This is a genomic window from Micromonospora sp. CPCC 206171 (assembly GCF_036906755.1).
GTDB classification, from domain to species: Bacteria; Actinomycetota; Actinomycetes; order Mycobacteriales; family Micromonosporaceae; genus Micromonospora; species Micromonospora purpureochromogenes.
On the sequence record NZ_JBAKHT010000017.1, the window covers coordinates 108583 to 122911 of the forward strand.

Sequence of the window (14329 nt, forward strand, 5' to 3'; positions counted from 1 at the left end):
GTCAGACCGTCCTCTCCAGGACCACCAGGGAGCGGTCCGGCACGCAGATCGCGCCGCCCGCCTCGATCATCGTGGTCTTCTCCGGTTCCGGTTCCGCGGTGCTGATCACCAACTCCCACCGCTGCCCGAACTCCTCCCCCGGCAGCGTGAAGTCCAGCGGGGCGTCGTGGGCGTTGAAGCAGAGCAGGAAGGAGCTGTCCTGGTGGCGCTGGCCGTACTGGCCGCGCTCGCGGATGCCGTCGCCGTTGACGAAGAGCGCCACCGAGCGGCCGAAGTCGTTGCCCCAGTCCTCGCCGGTCATCTCCTGGCCGTCCGGGGTGTACCAGGCCAGGTCGGGCAGGCCCGAGCCGGCGGCGCGCCCGCCGACCGGCAGGCCGGTGAAGAACCGCCGGCGGCGGAACACCTGGTGCCGGGCCCGGAAGTCGGTGAGCCGCTGCACGAAGGACAGCAGCTCGTCGTCGGCGTGCTCCCAGTCGATCCAGGCGAGTTCGCTGTCCTGGCAGTAGGCGTTGTTGTTGCCGCGCTGGGTGCGGCCCAGCTCGTCGCCGTGGCCGATCATCGGCACGCCCTGGGAGAGGACCAGGGTGGCGAGGAAGTTGCGCCGCTGCCGGGCGCGCAGGGCCAGTACCGCCGGGTCGTCGGTCTCCCCTTCGACGCCGCAGTTCCAGGACCGGTTGTGGCTCTCGCCGTCGCGGTTGGACTCCCCGTTGGCCTCGTTGTGCTTGTCGTTGTAGGAGACCAGGTCGTTGAGGGTGAACCCGTCGTGGCAGGTGACGAAGTTGATGCTGTGGAAGGGGCGCCGCCCGTCGTCCTGGTAGAGGTCGGCGGAGCCGGAGATGCGGGAGGCGAACTCGGCGAGGGTGGCCGGCTCGCCGCGCCAGAAGTCCCGCACGGTGTCCCGGTACTTGCCGTTCCACTCGGTCCACTGCGGCGGGAAGTTGCCGACCTGGTAGCCGCCGGGGCCGACGTCCCACGGCTCGGCGATCAGCTTGACCTGGCTGACCACCGGGTCCTGCTGGACCACCTCGAAGAAGGTGGAGAGGCGGTCGACCTCGTAGAACTCGCGGGCCAGGGTGGCGGCGAGGTCGAAGCGGAAGCCGTCGACGTGCATCTCGGTCACCCAGTAGCGCAGCGAGTCCATGATCAGCTGGAGCGAGTGCGGGCTGCGGACGTTGAGGCTGTTGCCGGTGCCGGTGTAGTCCACGAAGTACCGGCGGTCCTCTTCCGAGAGCCGGTAGTAGCTGGCGTTGTCGACGCCCTTGAAGCTCAGCGTCGGGCCGAGGTGGTTGCCCTCGGCGGTGTGGTTGTAGACCACGTCGAGGATGACCTCGATGCCGGCGGCGTGCAGCGCCCTGACCATGCCGCGGAACTCCTGGACCTGCTGGCCGAGCCGGCCGAGCGCGGAGTATCCGTGGTGCGGGGCGAAGAAGCCGATGGTGTTGTAGCCCCAGTAGTTGCGGAGCCCGAGGTCGACCAGGCGGTGGTCGTGCACGAACTCGTGCACCGGCATCAGCTCGACGGCGGTGATGCCGAGCCGCTTGAAGTAGTCGATCATGACGGGCGAGGCGATCGCCGCGTACGTGCCGCGCAGCTCGTCCGGGATGCCGGGGTGGCGCATGGTCAGCCCGCGCACGTGCGCCTCGTAGATGACCGAGTGGTGGTACGGGGTGCGCGGCGGCCGGTCGTTGCCCCAGTCGAAGTACGGGTTCACCACCACCGACTTGGGCATGAACGGCGCCGAGTCGGTGGTCGACATCCGGTCCGGGTCGCCCAGTTCGTAGTCGTAGACCGCCGGGTCCCAGGAGATCTCCCCGTCGACCGCCTTGGCGTACGGGTCGAGCAGCAGCTTGTGCGGGTTGCAGCGTGCTCCGCCGGCCGGGTCGTACGGGCCGTGCACCCGGTAGCCGTACCGCTGGCCCGGCTCCACCCCGGGCAGGTACGCGTGCCAGACGTACGCGTCCACCTCGCGCAGCTCCACCCGCCGCTCCGCGCCGGTGTCCCACTCGTCGAAGAGGCAGAGCTCGACCTTCTCGGCGACCTCGGAGAAGATCGCGAAGTTGGTGCCCATCCCGTCGTAGGTCGCCCCGAGGGGGTAACGCTCGCCCGGCCAGACCTGCATGTCGCTCCTTCGGCCCATGATCATGAGCGCACCAGGCGGGCGGGCCACCGGGTGCGCACGCGGCTAATGCCCCACGCCGCCGCCGCCCAATCCACCCGTTCGGCGGGCACCCGATATCCACCCACCTGATGCCGAGACAGACCTTCGGGTGTCCTCCGTCACGATAGGCCTTTTCGAGGTGCGCGGGACCGCGTCATGCCCTTTGCTTGATGCGGACGCGCCCGCGCGGGCGCCTCCGCTCGGCCCTCGGCCACCCCACCACCTTCTTTCCGCCGCCACCGTTGCCGGCGCGACCCTTCGTGCATGGACGGAGATAGATGTGACCACCCCGCGGGTCGGCGAGCAGCCCGTGACCGCACCGGACCGGACCTGCCGGCCCTCCCCCACCCACCGCCCGCAGATCCCGCCGCAGGGCACCGGCCCCGGGGTGGCCCCACGCACCCGCCGCATCCTGATGCTCTCCTGGGAGTACCCGCCGGTGCTGGTCGGTGGCCTGGGCCGGCACGTGCACGCGCTGTCGGTCGCCCTGGCCGCCGCCGGGCACGAGGTCACCGTCGTCACCCGGCACGCCGAGGGCGCACCCCTGGAGGAGTACGCCGACGGCGTGCGGATCGTCCGGGCCGCCGAGGACCCGGTGACCTTCCCGCTGGCCACCGGCTCCCTGCTGGCCTGGACGATGGCCTTCAACCACACCCTGACCCGGGCCGCGCTGCGCGCCACCGAGTCCGGCTCGTACGACGTGATCCACGCTCACGACTGGCTCGTCGCGCACACCGCGATGACCCTGCGCGAGCACCTGGACGTCCCGCTGGTCAGCACCATCCACGCCACCGAGGCCGGCCGGCACCAGGGCTGGCTGCCGGAGGAGATGAACCGCACCATCCACGGCGTCGAGCACTGGCTGGCCAGCGAGTCCGGCCGCGTGATCGTCTGCTCGGGGTACATGCGCGACGAGGTGGGCGCGCTGTTCGGGGTGCCCGCCGGCCGGGTGGACGTGGTGCCCAACGGCGTCGAGCCGCACCGCTGGCGGGTGCCGGTGGCCGCGGTCGCCTCGGCCCGGGCCCGGTTCGCCGGGGACGGCCCGCTGGTCACCTTCGCCGGCCGGCTGGTCTACGAGAAGGGCGTGCAGCACCTGCTCGCCGGGCTGCCCCGGCTGCGCGAGCGGCACCCCGGGCTGCGCGCGGTGATCGTCGGCGACGGCCCGTACAAGGCCGCACTGGAGGCCGAGGTGCACCGGCTCGGGCTGGCCGGCGCGGTGAGCATGCCGGGCTTCCTCGGCGGCACCGACCTGCCGGCCGTGATGGCCGCCTCGGACTGCTTCGCGGTGCCGAGCATCTACGAGCCGTTCGGCATGGTGGCCCTGGAGGGCGCCGCGGCCGGCGCGCCCCTCGCGGTCGCCCGTACCGGCGGGCTCGCCGAGATCGTGGAGCCGGGCGTCACCGGGATGACCTTCGCCCCGCAGGACCCGGACGGGCTGACCGAGGCCGTCGACGCCCTGCTCTCCGACCGCGAGCGGGCCCAGCTGCTGGCCCGCCGGGCTCGCGCCATGGTCCACGAGCAGTACGGCTGGTCGGCGATCGCGCAGCGGACCGCGACCGCGTACGCCACCGCGATCGGCGGGGACGCGGCGTTCACCACCGAGCGCGCCCAGCTGCGGATGACGCTGGGTCGGGTGTCCGCGCCGACCCCGGAAGGGAACCTGCTGGTCGCCGCCGGCCTGCGCTGAGCCGTACCCGGACCGGGCCGTCGCCCCCGCGCGGGGCCGGCGGCCCTCGTCGTGCCCCCGGCCGCGCTCCCCGAGCACGGCGAAGGCCGCCGACCCGCAGGGGGTCGGCGGCCTTCGTGGTACGGGTGGTTCAGCGCTCGGCGATCGCGGTGTAGTCCCGCTCCGGGGAACCGGTGTAGATCTGCCGCGGCCGGCCGATCTTGGTCTCCGGGTCGTTGATCATCTCGCGCCACTGGGCGATCCAGCCGGGCAGCCGGCCCAGCGCGAAGAGCACCGTGAACATCTTGGTCGGGAAGCCCATGGCCTTGTAGATCAGGCCGGTGTAGAAGTCCACGTTCGGGTAGAGCTTGCGGGTGACGAAGAAGTCATCGGCGAGGGCGATCTCCTCCAGCTCCACCGCGATGTCGAGCATCGGGTCCGGCTTGGCCATCCGGCCGAGCACGTCCTGGGCGGCCTTCTTCACGATGGCGGCGCGCGGGTCGTAGTTCTTGTAGACCCGGTGGCCGAAGCCCATCAGCTTCACGCCGTCCTGCTTGTCCTTGACCTTGCGGACGAAGGAGCGGACGTCACCGCCGTCGGCCTTGATCTTCTCCAGCATCTCCAGCACGGCCTGGTTGGCGCCGCCGTGCAGCGGGCCGAACAGGGCGTTGACGCCGGCCGAGACCGAGGCGAAGAGGTTGGCGTTGCTGGAGCCGACCAGCCGCACCGTGGAGGTCGAGCAGTTCTGCTCGTGGTCGGCGTGCAGCACGAAGAGCATGTCCAGCACGCGGGCCACCACCGGGTCGACCTCGTACGGCTCCGCCGGCACGCCGAAGGTCATCCGCAGGAAGTTCTCCACGTAGCCCAGCGAGTTGTCCGGGTACAGCAGCGGCTGACCGATGGACTTCTTGTACGCGTACGAGGCGATGGTGGGGACCTTCGCCATCAGCCGGATCGTGGACATCTCCACGTGCTCGGCGTCGAACGGGTCCAGGCTGTCCTGGTAGAAGGTCGAAATCGCGCTGACGGCCGAGGAGAGCACGGCCATCGGGTGCGCGTCGCGCGGGAAGCCGTCGAAGAACCGACGCATCTCCTCGTGCAGCAGCGAGTGCCGCCGGATCCGGTCGCTGAACTCGGTGAGCTGCTGCTGGGTGGGCAGCTCGCCGTAGATCAGCAGGTAGGAGACCTCCAGGAAGGAGGACTTCTCGGCCAGCTGCTCGATCGGGTACCCGCGGTAGCGCAGGATGCCGGCGTCGCCGTCGATGTAGGTGATCGCGGACGAACAGGACGCGGTGTTGACGAAACCAGGATCGTAGGTGGTCATCCCGGTTTCCTTCAGCAGCTTGGCCACCCCGATGCCCGCGGGGCCTTCGACCGCGGCCTGCACCGGCATCGAAAGCTGCCCACCGGGGTGATCGAGCTTGACTTCCGTCATTGGTTCCTCGCTTCGCCGGCGAATCTTCGTTGAATTGCCTTCGCTTTTACCGTAATCACGGTCCCCGAGGTACCGCCCGCCGTGGTTCGGTGGTGAGGTATGCGTCACCCGATTCCCGGCCCGACGGCTGGGAAACCCTGGTGAGCGCGGGTGACCCCGACGATGACGGACGCCGGGGGACGAAGGTTCTACGACAGGGTGAGCCGGCGCAGGTCGCCGTCGGCCCCGACCCGGTAGAGGTCGAGCCGGTTGGTCCCGGCGCGGTACAGGTGGTCGTCGGAGAGCAGGGCGGCGAAGCGACGTCCCCCCTTGTCCCGGGGCACCACCGGCACGACCGCGCCGACGCGGCCGTTGACCGCCACCGCGAGCAGCGTGCCGTCGGGCACCTCCCGGGGCACGGTCCCCCAGACCAGCGCCGGCAGCTCGCCGGCAGCCGGGTCGACGTGGTCGAACGCCGCCCGGTTCGCCACGGTGGCCGTCCCGCCGGTCGGCCGGTCGCCGACCAGGGTGCCGAGCAGCGGGTGCGGCGCCGGGTCCGAGGGCCGGGCGGGCACCCCGCCGCGCAGGGTCAGCGGCTGGCCCGGCCGGTCGTAGAAGTGCTTCTCGGCGCTCTGCCGCGGCCCCTGGCGGACGGAGCGCCCGTCGACCCGCCAGGGGATCCGGACGTGCGCCGCGTCGGCGATGGTGGGCAGCAGGTCGACGTGCTCCCAGTTGCGGTCGTCGACCCGGCCGGCGCGCTGCCCGGGGGTCCGGACGAACATCGGCACCCAGGCCACCTCGCCGGCCGCGTGGTCGATCGCGTCCAGCCCCCGCCCCTGCCAGTCCCGGGTGAAGCTCACCCCGTGGTCGGCGGTGAGCAGGATCAGCGCCTTGTCCCACAGGCCGGAGGCGCGCAGCGTACGCAGGGTCTCGCCGACCAGCCGGTCGGTGTAGCGCAGCTGGGCCAGGTGCCGGGCCCGGGCCAGCTCGACCCAGCCGGCGCCGTCGTTGGGCAGGTCCTCGGGGGCGGCGTAGCGCGCCCCGGAGGGCAGGAACGTCCAGGGCGCGTGGGGCATCAGCAGGTGCAGGAAGTGCAGCGTGGGCCGGGACGACGGGCGCAGGCCGGCCAGGAAGCTGGTGAACCGGGCCGGCTGGTTGTCGTCCAGGTTGTCGAAGCGGAACCTCGGGTCGGCCGGAACCGGCTCGGCGGCGTCCACGCCGGCCTCGGCGCGGGTCCGCTCCCGGTACGACTCCTCCGGGTCGATCCGGCTGTCCACCGGCGCGGCGATCTGCCGCAGCAGCTTGCCGCTCTCCCGGACCAGCACGCCGAGCCCCTGCTCCGGGGTGGCCGGCTGGTCGCAGCGGCTGGGCGGGCAGAGCCGGGTGATGCTCTCCTGGGCGCGGACGTCGTACAGGCCGCCGAGGGCGGTGAACAGGTTGTCCGGGTACTGCGAGTAGTGCGGGGCGAGCGGCTGCGCCGGGTAACGGCCGGTCAGCATCGCCGGCAACGCGTACGGTGTCCAGCCGCTGACCCCGGTGGCGTTGCGGTACCACGTCGACCCGGCGGCCAGCTCGGCGAAGTGCGGGTAGCTGGCGGCGTCGATTGTGCCGTCCGGTCCGAGCAGGGAGACCAGCGGCAGCTCGTCGAGGACGATCATGACCACCGGCGGGTGCTCCCCCGGCCCGACCACCCCCGCCGCGCCGCCGTGCGCCCGGGGCAGCACGACCGCCGAGGCGGGCGAGGCGAAGAGGAAGAGCGCGACGAAGACCGGCGGCCCGATCGCGGCGACCCGCAGCACCCGCCCCAACCCGCCCCACCGGGCGTACGCCGCCGCGGTGGCGGCGCCGAGCAGCACGGCGGCGAGCAGCAGCGGTACGCCCCGCAGCGGCGTGCCCAGCCGGCCCACCTGCACCCCGAGCGCGGCCAGCAGCAGCCCGACGATCGCGAGGTGCGCGCCCCGCCGGACCCGCCCGCCGGCCAGCCCGGTGGCCAGCCCGAGCAGGGCGACGGGGAGCGTGGGCAGCACCGCGATCAGCGCCACCAGCAGCAGCACGTCGCGCGGGGCGGCGCGGTGGAACAGGAAGAAGTCGGGGCTGCGCCCGAGCACGTCGAGCAGGGGCTGGGTGACCACCAGGCCGAGCAGGGCCACCACCTCCAGCAGCCGGCCCAGCTCGGCACGCCACCGGCCAACGGTCGCCGGGGTGGACGCGGGTGGCGGACCCGGGTCACGCCGGTCGGCCGGCGGCGCGAGGACCGGGTCAGCCACCCACCACCGCCTGGTAGAGCGTGCGGGTGCCGCAGGGCAGTTCCCGCTGCCGCTCGACCCGACAGCGCGCCGCCAGCAGCCGCTCGAACTCGTCACGCCGGTAGTCGGGGAAGATCCCGTCCGGCTTGTTGGCCAGCAGCCGGCGGGCCATCGGGTCTTCGGGATGGACGAACTCGACCACCAGCCGGCCGCCGGGCCGGGCGTATGCGACGAGCTGGTCGAGCACCTCGGGCAGCGGCACGTTGCAGCCGATGGCCAGGTGGTGCGCGACGGCCAGGGCGAGCACCACGTCGGCCCGGGCCCGGTCGCCGAAGGCGGCCCGCTCCACGCCCCGCCAGCCGCCTCCGGGCGAGGGGTCGGCCAGGTCCATCACCAGCGGCAGGATCCGGTGTTCACCCTCGGCGCGCAGGGCCCGGTAGAGGGAGTCCACCACGGCTGGGTCCTGCTCGACGGCGACCACGTACGCGGCGTGCCGGGCGGCGATCCGGGCGTACCGGCCGTCGTTGGCGCCGAGGTCGAGCACCAGCCCGGCCGGAGCGGCGGCCACCGCCGCCTCGACGAAGCGCTCCTTCTCCTCCCGGTCCCGCACCGTGTAGCCGCAGGTGCGCTGGTAGTCGACCCAGTGGCTGCCCTCGCGGCGCCGGTCCAGGCGGCGGATCAGCCGGTCGATGCCGCGTACGGTGGCCAGGGCCAGGTCGCGGGAGTAGCCGGCGGCCTTGAGCTGGGCCCGGACATCGGTGGTGCTGGCCCGGGCGTTGCGGCCCTGCATGGCGCCGTGCAGGTGCACGTGGGTCGGCACGCCGGGCAGCAGCCGGCGGGCGCCCCGGAACAGCCGGCGCATCTGGTCCGGCTCGATGCCGTCGACGCGGGCCCGCAACCAGGGCTGGAAGTCCAGGCCGAGGTGAGCCTGGAGCAGCAGCGGATAGAGCATGGTCTGGCAGAACTGCCGGTAGCCGGCCCACGGCTCGCCCTCGGCCAACGGCGCGAAGGAGCCCACGTCGATGAAGACGGGGCTGGCGCCGCGCCACTGGAGGTTGTAGGCCGACCCGTCCTTGGTGGTGAACCCGGCGGACAGCGCCCGGCGCAGGATCTCCAGGTGCAGCAGCGCCGCGTCGCGCAGCATCGCGAACGACCATTCGTACGGGTGGGAGATGAACGGGATCCGCTCGTGCCGCAGCACCGCGGTCCAGCCCGGTAACCGCGTCGCGTCGACCGGCTCGGTGCCGCAGATCTTGCCCTCGGCGAGCAGTTCGGTGAAGAAGGCGCTGCCGGAGAGCGCCCGCCAGTCGCGGGCGCCGTCGGGGCCGATCCCACGCAGCACCTCGTCGCCGGCGTGGAAGACCCGGTTGGCCGGGTCGCGGAAGGAGCCGGGCTCGACCCGGATCCCGGTGTCGGGGACCGCCATCGGGGGTGGACCCTGCTCAGCCGCGGTCGCTGGGCTGCCGGCGGAACCGGTCGACCAGCCGGCGCCAGTAGAGCTTGGCGGCGACGGCCGCCCCCGCGACCCCGCCGACCACCGCCTGCACGATCAGGCTGCCGGACCCCGCGTCCAGGTAGGCCAGGTGAATCACCGACCGCTCCCTTCCCTCGCCCTCGTGTGGGCCGGCGCTGCGGGCACGCCGAGGTGCGGCTTTTCCACCCATAAGGCCGGACTTGTTCCTTGGTCACGGTACGCCGCCAAGGGCGGTCATGCGGCCCACACCGACCACTGCGACCCGTCCGTTCCGTTCAAGACCCCGACCCCGCTGCGGGCCTAGCGTGTCGCCATGGCACTTCACCTGGATCTGGTCGGCATGGCCGTCGCCGACATGGCCCGCAGTCTCGACTTCTACCGGCGGCTGGGACTGGCCATCCCGCCCGAGGCCGACGCGGAGGACCACGTGGAGGTCACCCTCCCCGGGGGCCTGCGGCTGGCCTGGGACGCGGTGACGATGGTCCGCACCTTCCACCCGGGGTGGACGCCGCCGACCGGCAGCCCCCGGGTCAGCCTGGCCTTCCGCTGCGCCGACCCGCCCGAGGTGGACCGCAACTGGACGGAGCTGACCGGCGCCGGCTTCCACGGCGAACTGCCGCCCTGGGACGCCTTCTGGGGCCAGCGGTACGCGGTGCTGCACGACCCGGACGGCAACGGCGTCGACCTGTACGCCCCGCTGCCCGGCTGACCGTCCCCGCCTGGGGGACCGGTCCCGGCACCGCGCGACGCGCGGTTCCTGCCGGGGACCGGTCCCGGCGCAGAGTCACCCGCCATCGCCGCCGGGTCAGCCGGCGCGCGCACCGCACCAGACGACCGCACGCGGGTCAGCTGCGCAGCAGGGTCGTCGGGGGGACGCCGGCCAGCTCGCGCACGTCGCGGGTGAGGTGCGCCTGGTCGGCGTACCCGCTGCGCGCGGCCACCTCGGCCAGCCCGACGCCGGTGCGGGCCAGCGCGAGGGCGCGACGCATCCGCAGGATGCGGGCGAGGGTCTTCGGGCCGTACCCGAAGAGGGCCTGGCTGCGCCGGTGCAGAACGCGCGGGCCGAGGCCGACCTCGGCGGCGGCCGCGGTGACGGTGGCGCCGGTGGCGAGCAGGGCGGCGACCCGGGCGCCGAGCGGGTCGGGACCGCCGGCGGCGGCCAGCCGGGCGGCGGCGACCGCCTCCAGCGCGGCCCCGGTCGGCCGGTCCCCCAGCCGCTCGGCGACCTCGGTCGCCGCGCGGCCCCAGAGCGCGTCGAGCGGCACCCGACGGTCCCGCAGCTCGTCGGCCGGGACGCCGAAGACCGCGGGGCCGGTGCCCGGCGGCAGCCGCAGCCCCAGCCACCGCTCCCCCGGCGCCGCGACGCTCAGGTGGGCGGTGCGGTCCGGCCCGGCCACCAGCAGCCCGGACCGGCTGGACCAGAGCAGGTCGAGACAGCCGTCCGGCAGCACCCGGGTGGCCGCGCCCTCGCTGACGGCGGCCCACAGCACGGCGCCCCGCAGAGCCGCCCGACGTTCCCGGTACATCCCGCCCAGCCTGCCACGTCGGGGCTAACCTGCGCCTGTGCGATGGACGGTGCTGGACGCGGCGCTGGACTCCTCCGGCCTGAGCCGGGGTGAGGAGCGCGGCCCCGGCGCGCTGCGGGCCGCCGGCCTGCTGGCCGCGCTGGACGCCGACGACGGCGGAGCGGTCGACGCCCGGATCGACGACGCCACGCGGGACCCGGCGACCGGGCTGATCGGGGCGGAGCAGGTCCGCCGGGCCAGTCGGGCGATCGCCGCGCAGGTGGCGGCGGTCCGCGCCGCCGGGCGGCGCCCGCTGGTCCTGGGCGGGGACTGCACCATCCTGCTCGGCGTCTTCCTCGCCCTGCCGCCCGGCAGCGGGCTGTGGTTCCTGGACGGTCACCCGGACTTCCAGGACGGGTTCGGCTCGACCACCGGGGAGGGCGCGGACATGGAGCTGTCCGTCCTCACCGGCCACGGCCCGGACCTCTTCGACCGGGCGACGCCGCTGGTGGAGCCGGCACAGGTCCGGCTGATCGGCCACCGCCCGGCCCGCGACGAGGAGGCCCGCCGGGAGGCCGACCGGGTGGACCCGCGGATCCCGCAGCTCCCGGCACGCGAGCTACGGCAGCGGGGAGCTGCGGCGGTCGGCCGCGCACTGGCCGCCGAGGCCACCGGGCCGACCTGGTTGCACCTCGACCTCGACGTGCTCGACCCGGCGGTCCTGCCCGCCGTCACCTACCCCGAGCCCGACGGCCTCGACTGGGACGACCTGCTCGCGCTGCTCACGCCGCTGGTGCGCTCCAGACGCCTGCTCGGGATGAGCGTCGCCGACCTCGACGCCGACGGGGACCCCGCCGGGCGGCACGCGCGCCGCCTCGTCGAGGTCCTCGCCGCCGCCCTCAGCCCCTGACCCGCGGGGGTTCCGCCGCCCAGGGTACGGATTCCGGCGCTCAGCAGGGTCTCGGTTCTGTCCATGCCGGCAAGCCTGGCGAGGCCGGTTGGCCCGCCCCCGTGGCCGTGCTCATGCGTCGGCTGTGGTAGCCGGCAGCAGCACCCGGAAGACGGTGTGACCCGGCCGGCTCTCGACCTCGACGGACCCGTGGTGCGCCTCCACCACCGCCGCCACGATCGCCAGGCCGAGGCCGGTGCTGCCGTGCTCCCGGGACCGGGAGCTGTCGCCGCGGGCGAACCGTTCGAAGGCCTCGCCCTGCAACTCGGGCGGGATGCCGGGCCCGTCGTCGGCGACGCTGATCTGCACGCCGCCGGGGGTGCGGGCCAGACGGGTGGTCACCGTGGTGCCCGGCGGGGTGTGCACCCGGGCGTTGGCCAGCAGGTTCGCCACCACCTGGTGCAGCCGGGCGGCGTCACCCGGCACGTCGAGCACCTCCTCGGGCAGGTCGAGCTGCCAGCGGTGCTCCGGTCCGGCGGCGTGCGCGTCGCTGACCGCGTCGACGATCAGCGCGGTCAGGTCGACCGGCTCCGCCGCCAGCGGCCGGCCGGAGTCCAGCCGGGCCAGCAGCAGCAGGTCGTCGACGAGGCTGGTCATCCGGGTGCTGGCCGACTCCACCCGACGCAGCGCGTGCGCCACGTCCGGCGGCACCCGGTCCCGCCCGCGCCGGGCCACCTCGGCGTAGCCGCGGATCGCGGCCAGCGGCGTCCGCAGCTCGTGGCTGGCGTCGGCGACGAACTGGCGGACCCGGGTCTCACTGGCCTGCCGCGCGGCGAGCGCGGCGGCGACGTGCCCCAGCATCCGGTTCAGCGCCGCCCCCACCTGCCCGACCTCGGTACGCGGGTCGGTGTCGCTCTCGGGCACCCGCACGGACAGGGCCACCTCGCCGCGGTCCAGCGGCAGCTCGGTGACCCGGGCGGCGGTGGCGGCGACCCGGGTCAGCGGGCGCAGCGTGGCCCGCACGATCAGCGCGCCCAGGGCACCCGCGACCAGCAGGCCGGCGGCGGCGACGCCCGCCTGGGCGGCGATCATCCACCAGACGGTCTCCTGCACCCCGGCGAGCGGAATGGCGAAGACCAGCACGCCGTCGGGCGCCCGCCGGGCCACCGCCCGGTAGTCGCCCAGCCCGCCCAGGTCGACGCTGCGCGGCCGCCCGTCGGTCGGGATCCGGGTCAGTGCCGACACGTCGGCGGCCGGCAGGGCCTCCGTCGGCCCGGAGCTGCTGCGAATCCGCGCGGTCGCGACAGCACCGTCGACGACCCTCGCCGCGATCGAGTCGGGTGGGAAGCCGGGCGGCGGCTCGGGCGCCCGCTGGTCGTTCGCCCGCTGCCGCTCGGCGAACTGCCGGTACCAGGGCGGGAGTTCCTGCTGCCGGCGGTCGTCGGCGGTGAGCTGGTTGTCGAGCTGGACGATCAGGAAGTGCCGCAGCGCCACCGTGGTGAGGCCGCCGATGGCGATGCTGACCAGGGCGAGCAGCGCCACCACCGCGGCGACCAGGCGGGTCCGCAGGGATCGCCCGGCCAGCCAGGAGCGCAGCCGGCCGCCGGGGTCACTCCGCGGGCTTGAGGACATACCCCGCGCCGCGCAGCGTGTGGATCATCGGTGCCCGACCGGCGTCGATCTTCTTCCGCAGGTACGAGATGTACAGCTCCACGACGTTGGCCTGCCCGCCGAAGTCGTAATTCCAGACCCGGTCCAGGATCTGCGCCTTGCTCAGCACCCGCCGCGGGTTGCGCATCAGGTAGCGCAGCAGCTCGAACTCGGTGGCGGTCAGGGTGATCAGCTCGCCGCCCCGGCGCACCTCGTGGCTGTCCTCGTCGAGGCTGAGGTCGCCGACGGTGAGCACGGCGTCCTCGCGGGCGGCCACGGCGAAGCCGGAGCGGCGCAGCAGCGCGCGCAGCCGGGCGATGACCTCCTCCAGGCTGAACGGCTTGGTGACGTAGTCGTCGCCGCCGACGGTCAGCCCGGCGATCCGCTCCTCGACGGCGTCGCGGGCGGTCAGGAAGAGCACCGGCACGGTCGGGGTCTGCTCGCGCAGCCGGCGCAGCACCTGGAAGCCGTCCAGGTCGGGCAGCATCACGTCGAGGACCACGGCGTCCGGCTGGAACTGCCGGGCGGTGCTCAGCGCGGCCATCCCGTTGCCGGCGCTGCGCACCTGCCAGCCCTCGTAGCGCAGCGCCATCGACAGCAGGTCGGTCAGGGTCGGCTCGTCGTCGACCACCAGGACCCGGACCGGCTCGCCGTCGGGCCGACGGAGTTCGATCCGCTGCTGCGCTGCCTGCCCGTCCATCACCATGCCCCCATCGTGGGCGCCGTGCCTGGCGCGGTCCTGTGCGCATCCTGTGCGCGGGCTGTGCGCGCCGACCCGGGTCGGCTCGACGGTACCGGGCGACGTCGCGGCGGGGGAAGCGGACCGCCGGTCGGTCCGCACAGCACGGGCACAGGTCCGACCCACGTCGGGTCCAGGCTCCGACCGCAGGCTCGGGCCATGGCTGTCGAGGAGGTCCGCTGGGCGTACCGGGGGCGGGTGGCGCGGGTGGCGATGCTCGCGATCGCCGCGCTGGTGCGGGGAGCCGCCGGGACGGCCTGGTTGGCGGGTCAGGGCGTCGCGGTCTGGCCCACGCCCCGCGCACCGGTGGACCGCTCGGCGGGCCGGTGACCGGTCACTCGCTCGCCCCCACCGGATAGGTGCGCACGAACCGCATCGTCCAGACGCCGCTGCCGTCGGGCCGGTCCCGCGCGTAGAGGTGGTCCGGACCGCCGCCACCCGGCGGCGGGTCGGCGTCGGGGTGCCGCATGATCCAGCGCTCCGGCGGCTCGCCGCCCGGATCGGCGGGCACCGCCCGGACCACGTCGTGGGCCGGCCCGCCGACGAAGCGCACGGTCACCTCGGCCATCCCCGTCCCCTCCGTCCACC

At 74.2% G+C, this 14329-nt stretch carries 13 protein-coding genes; 4 read left to right on the plus strand and 9 right to left on the minus strand.

Features of this window, described 5'->3' with window-relative positions; genetic code table 11:
• Position 1: 1 nt before the first annotated feature.
• Positions 2–2119, minus strand: coding sequence for a glycogen debranching protein GlgX (gene glgX / locus V6U89_RS19935; protein ID WP_334572841.1), 2118 nt, complete (start codon positions 2117–2119; stop codon positions 2–4).
• Positions 2120–2438: 319 nt separating this feature from the next.
• Here glgX and V6U89_RS19940 point away from each other — a divergent pair, with 319 nt between their 5' ends.
• The gene (locus tag V6U89_RS19940) at positions 2439–3845 is read left to right on the plus strand and encodes a glycosyltransferase family 4 protein (protein WP_334572842.1); all 1407 of its coding nucleotides are present in this window, start codon (positions 2439–2441) and stop codon (positions 3843–3845) included.
• A 130-nt stretch (positions 3846–3975) separates the two neighbouring features.
• Here V6U89_RS19940 and V6U89_RS19945 read toward each other — a convergent pair whose 3' ends face one another.
• The 4 genes from V6U89_RS19945 to V6U89_RS19960 form a co-directional block, all read right to left on the minus strand.
• A complete protein-coding gene (locus V6U89_RS19945; protein WP_334572843.1) occupies positions 3976–5259 on the minus strand; it encodes a citrate synthase in 1284 nt (427 codons plus the stop codon).
• 188 nt (positions 5260–5447) lie between these two features.
• On the minus strand, positions 5448–7505 hold the full coding sequence (locus tag V6U89_RS19950) for a sulfatase-like hydrolase/transferase (protein WP_334572844.1): 2058 nt from the start codon (positions 7503–7505) through the stop codon (positions 5448–5450).
• Positions 7498–8910 (minus strand): class I SAM-dependent methyltransferase, encoded by a 1413-nt coding sequence (locus tag V6U89_RS19955; RefSeq protein ID WP_334572845.1) that lies wholly within the window; start codon positions 8908–8910, stop codon positions 7498–7500. The genes V6U89_RS19950 and V6U89_RS19955 overlap by 8 nt, the downstream gene beginning before the upstream one ends.
• Positions 8911–8926: 16 nt before the next feature.
• Positions 8927–9076: a hypothetical protein gene (locus V6U89_RS19960; protein ID WP_334572846.1), complete on the minus strand. Its 150-nt coding sequence runs from the start codon at positions 9074–9076 to the stop codon at positions 8927–8929.
• A gap of 195 nt (positions 9077–9271) precedes the next feature.
• On the opposite strand from V6U89_RS19960, the gene V6U89_RS19965 reads away from it, so the two are divergent.
• On the plus strand, positions 9272–9667 hold the full coding sequence (locus V6U89_RS19965) for a VOC family protein (RefSeq protein ID WP_334572848.1): 396 nt from the start codon (positions 9272–9274) through the stop codon (positions 9665–9667).
• Between the two features lie 136 nt (positions 9668–9803).
• On the opposite strand, the gene V6U89_RS19970 is transcribed toward V6U89_RS19965, so the two are convergent.
• Positions 9804–10484, minus strand: coding sequence for a helix-turn-helix transcriptional regulator (locus V6U89_RS19970; protein ID WP_334572849.1), 681 nt, complete (start codon positions 10482–10484; stop codon positions 9804–9806).
• A 37-nt stretch (positions 10485–10521) separates the two neighbouring features.
• Between V6U89_RS19970 and V6U89_RS19975 the strand changes: the two genes are divergently transcribed.
• The gene (locus V6U89_RS19975) at positions 10522–11373 is read left to right on the plus strand and encodes an arginase family protein (protein ID WP_334572850.1); all 852 of its coding nucleotides are present in this window, start codon (positions 10522–10524) and stop codon (positions 11371–11373) included.
• A 111-nt stretch (positions 11374–11484) separates the two neighbouring features.
• On the opposite strand, the gene V6U89_RS19980 is transcribed toward V6U89_RS19975, so the two are convergent.
• Complete coding sequence (locus V6U89_RS19980; RefSeq protein WP_334572851.1) at positions 11485–12984, minus strand: sensor histidine kinase; 1500 nt, start codon at positions 12982–12984, stop codon at positions 11485–11487.
• Positions 12962–13702 carry a response regulator transcription factor gene (locus V6U89_RS19985; RefSeq protein WP_088964681.1) on the minus strand — a complete coding sequence of 247 codons (741 nt, stop codon included), beginning with the start codon at positions 13700–13702 and terminating at the stop codon, positions 12962–12964. Before V6U89_RS19985 ends, V6U89_RS19980 begins: the two co-directional genes overlap by 23 nt.
• 198 nt (positions 13703–13900) lie before the next feature.
• On the opposite strand from V6U89_RS19985, the gene V6U89_RS19990 reads away from it, so the two are divergent.
• A complete protein-coding gene (locus V6U89_RS19990) occupies positions 13901–14071 on the plus strand; it encodes a hypothetical protein (RefSeq protein ID WP_334572852.1) in 171 nt (56 codons plus the stop codon).
• Positions 14072–14075: 4 nt separating this feature from the next.
• Here the strand turns inward: V6U89_RS19990 and V6U89_RS19995 are convergent, their stop codons facing one another.
• Positions 14076–14309 carry a hypothetical protein gene (locus V6U89_RS19995; RefSeq protein WP_334572853.1) on the minus strand — a complete coding sequence of 78 codons (234 nt, stop codon included), beginning with the start codon at positions 14307–14309 and terminating at the stop codon, positions 14076–14078.
• Between the last annotated feature and the right edge of the window lie 20 nt (positions 14310–14329).